The sequence below is a fragment of the Streptomyces sp. genome (genome assembly GCF_031178505.1).
In the GTDB taxonomy this organism is placed as follows: domain Bacteria; phylum Actinomycetota; class Actinomycetes; order Streptomycetales; family Streptomycetaceae; genus Streptomyces; species Streptomyces gulbargensis.
The window spans coordinates 1-7,664 of sequence record NZ_JAPSIW010000301.1; the positions used below are offsets into that span (position 1 = coordinate 1).

6 protein-coding genes are annotated in these 7,664 nt (G+C 74.7%); all 6 read right to left on the reverse strand.

The window, feature by feature from the left end; all coding sequences use genetic code 11:
- Window positions 1-81: 81 nt before the first annotated feature.
- On the reverse strand, window positions 82-1,875 hold the full coding sequence (locus RIF68_RS19850) for a histidinol-phosphate transaminase (protein WP_309052628.1): 1,794 nt from the start codon (window positions 1,873-1,875) through the stop codon (window positions 82-84).
- A 146-nt stretch (window positions 1,876-2,021) separates the two neighbouring features.
- A complete protein-coding gene (locus RIF68_RS19855; protein ID WP_309052629.1) occupies window positions 2,022-2,876 on the reverse strand; it encodes an ABC transporter permease in 855 nt (284 codons plus the stop codon).
- On the reverse strand, window positions 2,873-3,985 hold the full coding sequence (locus RIF68_RS19860; protein ID WP_309052630.1) for an ATP-binding cassette domain-containing protein: 1,113 nt from the start codon (window positions 3,983-3,985) through the stop codon (window positions 2,873-2,875). The genes RIF68_RS19855 and RIF68_RS19860 overlap by 4 nt, the downstream gene beginning before the upstream one ends.
- Window positions 3,986-4,238: 253 nt before the next feature.
- The gene (locus RIF68_RS19865) at window positions 4,239-4,394 is read right to left on the reverse strand and encodes a VenA family class IV lanthipeptide (RefSeq protein WP_309052631.1); all 156 of its coding nucleotides are present in this window, start codon (window positions 4,392-4,394) and stop codon (window positions 4,239-4,241) included.
- Between the two features lie 47 nt (window positions 4,395-4,441).
- Window positions 4,442-7,105 carry a class IV lanthionine synthetase LanL gene (lanL, locus tag RIF68_RS19870; RefSeq protein ID WP_309052632.1) on the reverse strand — a complete coding sequence of 888 codons (2,664 nt, stop codon included), beginning with the start codon at window positions 7,103-7,105 and terminating at the stop codon, window positions 4,442-4,444.
- Window positions 7,106-7,373: 268 nt separating this feature from the next.
- Window positions 7,374-7,589, reverse strand: coding sequence for a hypothetical protein (locus RIF68_RS19875; protein ID WP_309052633.1), 216 nt, complete (start codon window positions 7,587-7,589; stop codon window positions 7,374-7,376).
- Window positions 7,590-7,664: the final 75 nt, after the last annotated feature.

Here is a 7,664-nt window from a genome sequence, read left to right on the forward strand (position 1 = left end):
CCCGCCGCCGGGACACGGCGACCGCCACGCCCCCGGCCGCCAGCGCCCCGCCGAGGAAGGGCACCAGGTCCGCGACGGCGGTCAACGGCCGGCCCGCCCGCCCGGTACGGCCGCCGCCGGCGCCGCGTCGGCCGGCCGCAGCGCGTCGAGGGCACCGCGGCAGGCGGCCACGATCCGCGCGTTCTCCTCCGTGTCGCGCACCGCGATCCGGACCGTACGCCCCTCGTACGCCGGTGACATCGGTGACAGGTCCCGCAGATGGACGCCGTACCGCCGGCACTCCCGCACCAGGCGCGCGGCGCTCGGCCCGGCGTGCGGCAGCGTCACCGTGACGAAGTTCGCCACCGATTCCCCGACCTCGGTGAACCCGTCGAGGGCGCGGAGGTCCTCGGCCAGCCGGCCCCGCAGCACATGCGTCCGCTCCCAGCAGGCGGCGTAGTGGGCGGGATCGCGCAGCGCCGCCACGGCGGCCAGCTGGGCGGGCAGGCTCACCGCCCAGGGCGGGGTCCAGCGGCGCAGCTCCCGGGCGGTCTCCGGATCGGCCACGAGATAGGCCGCCCGGACCCCCGACAGGGCGAACATCTTCGACATCGACGTGCAGACGGTCACCCGCCGGTCTGCCGCGGCGAGAGGGGCCAGGGAGTCCGCGGGATCCACGTACCCCAGGTACGCCTCGTCGATCCACCACCGGGTGCTCGCCGGGGACGCCTCGATCACCGCCCGCAGCTCCGCCGACGGCGCGTGGCGCCCGGTCGGGTTGTTCGGATTGACCACCACCACGAGGTCGTACCGACCCGCCCGGACGGCGGCCACGAGGCGCCCGGGGTCGATCCGCCAGCCGTCCTCGCGGCGCAGCGGGAGCCGGTCCACGTGGCAGCCGATCACCCGCTCGGTGACATGGGCGTACTCGCCGTAGCTCGGGTCGAGCAACAGCACCCGGCTCCCTGCCGTCAGCCACCGCCCGAAGGCCCGGAAGATCAGGTCGGAGGAACCGGCCCCCACCACCAGCGACTCCGGCGGGAGCGCCCGGGCCCGGACGATCTCGGCGAGCAGGCCGTCGGCGGCGGTCGGGGGAGAGGTCCGCGCCGCCCAGGAAGGATCGTCCGCGAGCACCGCCCGCACCCCGGGGGCCGGCGGGAACCACGCGTCCAGCACGTCCGCCGCGACCACCTCGTGGCGCCGCTCCAGCGTCCGGAAGTCCGTCCCGATGGCGCCGAAGGAGGCACCGCCGTGCTCGCAGCCGTCCGCCCGGGGCGCGAAGTCCGCGTCGAGCCGCCAGTCCACCGCCGACCGCAGCCGCTCCACGACCGTGCCGTACCGCCGCAGGACGTTCCTCGTCAGTTCGGCCACCGAGCCCGTCAGCACCTCGAACGTGACGTCGCCGCAACGGATGGTGCGGCCGACCGGCCGCAGACCGGTCGCGACGTACATGCCGAGCAGCTCCGTCCGGCCCATCGCCACCACCCGGCGGCCGCCGCGCGACGCGATCCAGCGCAGCGCGGCGTACATCAGGAGGGGCGCGGCGGCCGTCGACCGCAGGTCCGGCTCCACCGTGAGGACCCGGACCTCGAAGAGGGCGTCCTCCGACAGCAGCGGCAGTGCGTCCCGGCTCACGTACCGGTCGAGCCCGTAGCGGCCCGCCCACGGCGGCGTGACGGTCACGAAGCCGATCCTCGTCGCGCCGCGCGCGACGACCAGCCGCACGGCCGGATCGTCCGGCCCGCCGCCGTACCCCTCGGGGGACGCGTCGTGCAACCTTCCCGAGGGGTGCGCCGGATGCTGGCCGAGCTCCTCCGCGTAGACACGGTGACGCAACTCGCCGATCCAGTCGAGATCGAGCGGAGTCGCGACACGCAACTGAAGGGCCTGGTCCATGGATGTCCCCCTGGGGCGGAATGGCGGTCGCGCACCAGCATGGGGAAGTCCGGGGGCTCCGCGCGTGAGTACGCGTACTCACCTCAGGGGTGGGGCAGGTGCCCACCGGCTCGCGTCCGTGAGCCGCGGGGCCGTCCGACGCCGCGTCACTCCGGGCGGCCGAAGCGGTGGGCGGCCCAGCCGAGGGCCAGTGCTCCCGCGGCGAACAGAAGGCCCGCTTCGAGGAGCAGCGGGGGCTGGCGGCCGAACCACTCGATGCCCCCGGCCGTGGCACCGTCCGGCACCCGCAGGGCGATGCAGCGGCGCAGCAGGTCCACCCCGTGCGCGAGCGGGTTGACGCCGGCGAGGGCCCGGGCCCACCCCGGCATGGCGTCGAGCGGGAAGAACGCGCCGGAGAGGAACAGCAGCGGCGTCATCACCAGGCCCAGCAGCATGTGGAACATCTCGGCCCTGCGGAGTGTCACGGCCAGGGCCAGCGCGAGGGCGGTGAGGGTGAAGGACGACAGGAGCATGCCGCCGAGGAGCAGCAGCAGGAGCGGCGGATCGTACGGCAGGCCGACGGCACCGGCCAGGCCCAGCAGCAGGGCGCCCTGGACGGCGGCGACCAGGGTGCCGCCGAGACAGTTCCCGAGGAGCAGCGTCGACCGGTTGACCGGGGCCATCAGCAGCTCCCGCAGATAGCCGCTCTCCCGGTCGGTGATGAGACGGACCCCGACCGTGATGGCCGGCATCTGCACCGTCATCATCAGCATTCCGGGGAAGAGGTAGACCCGGTAGTCGACCCCCAGCGAGGACCGCGGGATCAGCGTGGCCAGTCCGCCCCCCAGAACGAAGAGGTACAGCAGCGGGTGCAGCAGCGTCAGGGCGGTGTGGACGGGCTGTCCGGCGAGGCGCAGCAGGTCCCGGTGGACCAGGGCGTGCACGGCCCGCAGTTCGTGCCGCGGCCGGGACGGCCGGCCGCCGCGCGCGGTGCCGGGGACGGGCAGGGTCGCCGTGGTCATCGGGCGCCTCCGGAGTCCGGCGCGGTGCCCTGCCGGGGCGGCGCCGCGGGTGGGTGGCCGGGCTGGCCGGTGGCCTGCAGGCTGCGGCCGGTGTGGTGGAAGAAGACGTCGTCGAGCGTCGGAGGGGTCGCGGAGGCGGCGCGCACGGCGATGCCGTGCTCCTCGAGGACCCCGCACAGGCGGGGGATCCAGGTACTGCCGTCCGGCAGCCGCAGGTGGACACCGTCGGCGTCCACGGTGACGGGCCGGTCCGGCGGGGCGATCATGCCCGCGAGCCGCCGGGCCGTCGTGTCGTCACTGGTGCGCAGAAGGACCTTGTCGTCGCCGACGGCGCTCTTGAGCGCGAAAGGCGTGCCCTGGGCCACGAGCCGGCCGTGGTCGATGATCGCGATCCGGTCGCAGTTCTCCGCCTCCTCCAGGTAGTGGGTGGTGACGAAGAGGGTGCTGCCGTGCCGGTCGCGCAGCGCGCGCAGGTGGTCCCAGACCTGGGCGCGCGCGTGCGGGTCGAGTCCGGTCGTCGGCTCGTCGAGGAACAGCACCTCCGGGGAGTGCAGGAGCCCCCGGGCGATCTCCAGACGGCGCCGCATCCCGCCCGACAGCGTGCGTACGGGGGAGCGCCGGCGGTCGGTCAGCCCCACCGCGTCGAGCACCTCGCCCGACCGGCGCCGGGCGCAGCGGCGGCCGAGACCGTACAACCGCGCGTGGATCACCAGATTCTGGTCGGCCGTCAGATCGGGGTCCAGAGCGCTGCGCTGGAACACCATGCCGACCCGCCGCCGTACCTCCTGCGGGCGTCTCGTCACGTCGACACCGGCCACCACGGCCTGCCCCGACGTGGGCCGGGCCAGCGCGCACAGCAGCGAGATGGTGGTCGACTTCCCCGCCCCGTTGGGTCCCAGGAAGGCGAAGGTCTCGCCCCGGAACACGTCCAGGTCCAGCTCGCGCACGGCGTCGACGGTCCCGTCCGGGCCCGGGTAGCTCTTGACCAGCGCGCGCGTGCTGATCGCGTACTCCGTCCCGGAGGTGTGGGGCGTGGGGTGGGCGCTGATGACGGCGGTGGTCAGCAGGGCGGCGCGGGTGGGGTCGTCGTCACCGGCGGGGAGCTGCATGGGGTCTGTTCCTCATCTACGAGTGCCCACCCGCGCCCCGCCCGGCGCACGGGCGGAACGACACCGCATCGTCCCCGTGGTCCACGGGCCGGGTGCGCGGTGGAGCCGGTCGTCCGGGCCGGGCCCGCGGGGGAACCGAGCGGCCCGGAAGCACCTGAGCGGCGCGGCCGCGAGCGACCGCGCCGGAAAGCGACGGACCCCTCGTCCGGCGGCTGTCCCGGGACGGCCACCGGACGAGGGGCGCTGCCCGCGGTTACGCGCAGGTGACACCGATGCAGATGGTGTTCAGGAGCGTCAGCAGGCCGACGCAGGAACAGGTGCCGCCGAACGGCTCCCCGTCGACGCCGACCGGGTCGGTCTCCGGAAGGGCGTGCAGCTCAGCCAGCAGTTCGAGGTCGCGGTTCTCCATTGGGGTTCTCCCTTTCCGTTGAAGCTACGGCAGGAACTTCCCGCCGATCAGACCGGCGACTGGATCATCCAGTGCCGGGGCTCGGTGTGCCGGAGGCGCAGCAGGAAGGCCAGGATTCCGGCCGATCCGTCGCTCCAGCTGGTCGAAACGTCCCCGTACTCGTTGGGGAAGACCACATGGCCGTGGCGCCGCGCCCCCTCGGCGAGGATCAGGCGGGCCAGTTCCTCCGCCCGGGCGCGGTAGGCGGACTCGCCCGTGGCGTCGGCCATGTCGAGGAGGAAGTCACCGTTGCCCGCCAGGCCGTGGCACTGGGCCCCGCCGGCCCGGGAGGCCTGCTCCGTGACCGCGTATGTGGCACGGTGGGCGAGCTCCCCGAACCGCTCGTCCCCGGTGGCCTGCCACAGCCGGAGGAGGAACGAGCCGATGCCGGCGGAGCCGTGGCACCAGTACGGCGCCGTGGGCGCGTCCGAGGAGTGCGCGGGCCACTGCGCGGCCTCCCCGACCCGGAGGGCGTTCGCGGCGAGGAGCTCGCCGGACGCCAGGGCCAGTTCCCGGTGGTCCTCGCGCCCCGAGACGGCGGAGGCCGCGAGGAGGAAGCAGCCGATGCCCGCCGCGCCGTGGGCGAAGCCCAGGTACCGCTTGCCGGCCTCCTGGGCCGCGGCCTCCGCGGGCACCGCCCAGCTCACCCCGGAACCGTCCCGCCGCGCGGCGGCGGCCAGCCGGTCGGCCGCCTCGGCGGCCAGCTCGGCGAAGCGCGTGTCACCGGTACGGTGCCACAGGTGGACCGCGGCGAGACCGCTGCCCGCCGTGCCGTGGGTGATGTCATGGCTGGGCGTGACCACCTGCGGGGCCAGGGCGAGTTCGAGGGCGTGCTCGACGAGCCGGGGGTCGTCGACCGCCCGCCCCGCCTCGTACAGGGCCCACGCCGTTCCCCGTCCGCCGAAGTGCAGACCGGGACGTGCGGAACGGGTGTCGGTCCTGCCCACCATCCAGTGGCCCGCGGTGGAGATCAGCTCGGGAAGCCGGGGGTCGCCGGTGAGCGCGAAGTACCGCGTGAGGACCGCCAGCACGCCGGCCGCGCCCTGCTGCACGGTGCAGGGGTCCGTCTCCCCGGCCGTGGTGGACACCGGCCACAGCCGCTGGTCGTCCTGCGGGGTCATGGAGTCGACCAGGTGGTCGACGATCCCCGCCACCGCCGCCTCGACGTCCTCGCCGTGCCGCGCCGGACCGGCCGCGTCGCCCACCGGCCGTACGGGGGAGGCGGCCCGCAGGGCGGTGCGCGCCCGCGCCGGGTCCCAGCGCTCGGCCGGATCGTCCCGCATCAGGCCGAGGATCACCTCGGCCAGCGCGGGCGGCAGCTCCAGCGGGGCCGCGCAGGCGTCCATCCACGCGGCGAGACGCTCCTCGTCGGGGCGGCCGGCGGGCTCCTCGGACAGCAGCTGCGGCACCTTGCCCGCGAGCACGAAGCAGAGGGTGGCGCCGAGACTGTAGTAGTCGGCCGTGGGGGAGACGGGGGCGTCGGCCAGCCGTTCCGGAGCGCTGAATCCCGGCGTGCCCAGCCGGGTCGGCAGGGCGTCGTCGTCCGCCAGGACGGCGAGCTCCAGGTCGATCAGGCGCAGTTCACCGTCCGGCAGCACCATGATGTTGCCCGGCGTCAGGTCCCGCAGCACACAGCCGTGCGCGTGGGCCGCCGCCACCAGGTCCACCAGGCGCCGGGCCAGGTCGAGCGCCTCGGCGCGGTACCGCTCGCTCCCGACGTCCCGGAAGTGTTCGGCGACCCAGTTGCGCAGCGCGACGCCCGGAATCTCCTCCAGCGCCAGGAACAGGTGCCCGCCGTGCTCGAACTGCGTCAGCGGCTCCGGGGCGAGCCCCAGCCCCTTCAGCTTCTCCAGGGTCCGGGCCTCGGCCCGCAGCCAGTCGCGGACGTCCCGGCCGGTGTCGTCGGTGTCCACATGCGGCCGGGCCTCCTTGATGACCACCGGCTCGCCCGTACGAACGTCGGAACCCCGGTACACCCCGCCCTTGTTGGTGTGCCGGATCGCCTCCCGCACCGCGAAGCGGCCACCGATCACCACCGGTTTCGCGGGCTCCTGCGCCGGTCGCGGCGGCGCGGGCACGGAGGCGGGGAACGGACACACGGCCCAGGACGGCGGCTCGTACTGACCCGTCCGCCGGTCCTCGACGGGATTGCCGTCGGGATCGAGGAAGTACCAGATCAGCAGCCCGTCCTGGGACAGCCGCCGCCGGCCGACGAAGGCGCCGTAGCGGTAGTGCACCAGGCTGTGGGCCGCGTACGGCTGGTCGGACATGATGCGGGGCCCGTCGAGCCCCTCGGTGGCGCGGTGGAGCTCCTGGGCGAGCCGTACCGCCTCCTCGTCGGACGACGGATAGACGGTGACGACCTTGCCCGAGCTGCCCCGGGGAGCGCCCCGCGAGTTGAGCAGCCGCACCTGGTCCAGGGACCGGGCGAACTTGAAGGCGGAATCACCGCGCACCAGCACGTCCAGCGCCTTCGCGAGGACGGCGGGCGCCGAGGCGACCGTCGCGGACACGTGCAACTTCCAGCCCTGCTCGCGCGGGATCCCGTCCCGGGGCACGGCGTGGCACCACATCCCCTCCGAACGCACCGCCCAGCGCGCGTCGCTCTCCGCTGCGCGCAGCGCTCGGTGGAGGAGATCCTCCAGCTCGACTTCGGTGGCCTGACTCGTCATCCGTGTCCCTCTCAACGGTGAGAACCGCTGGGGGGAGTCGTGCCCGATGACATTGGCATACCAACGCCCATGGGCTCGGATTCACCTGTACCGACGAGCGCACGGCCGCCGGGTCCCACCGTGAGGTGCGCCCGGCGCAGGGGGGAGGTGTCCCTGGCGCGCGAGGGATCTCAGGCGCCCGTACGCACCCCGGCGGACGCGGCGCGTGGCCGGATGCCTCCGGCGCGCCCGCCATGTGGGTGCCCGCCGTCGGGGCGACGGGGGGGCCTCAGCGGGTGCGGGGCCGCTCGTCCACCGGCCAGGGGTCCACCACGGGCAGCGGCCTGCTCCCTTCGCCGGAAGGGTTGACCCACCCGCAGCTCGTACAGGCGTACCGGTGGTTCAGCCCCTTGATGAGCGCACCGCACCTCCGGCACTCGGTGCGGGTGATCTCGGGAAGGGGCAGCGGCCGGACGGCGCCGGGTGCGGAGGACGGTGAAGCCATGGTCCGAGGCTAACCCGCCGCCCCACGCGCCCCACCCATCCCCTCGACCTCGCCCGCTGTGTGGGGCGGGCGAGG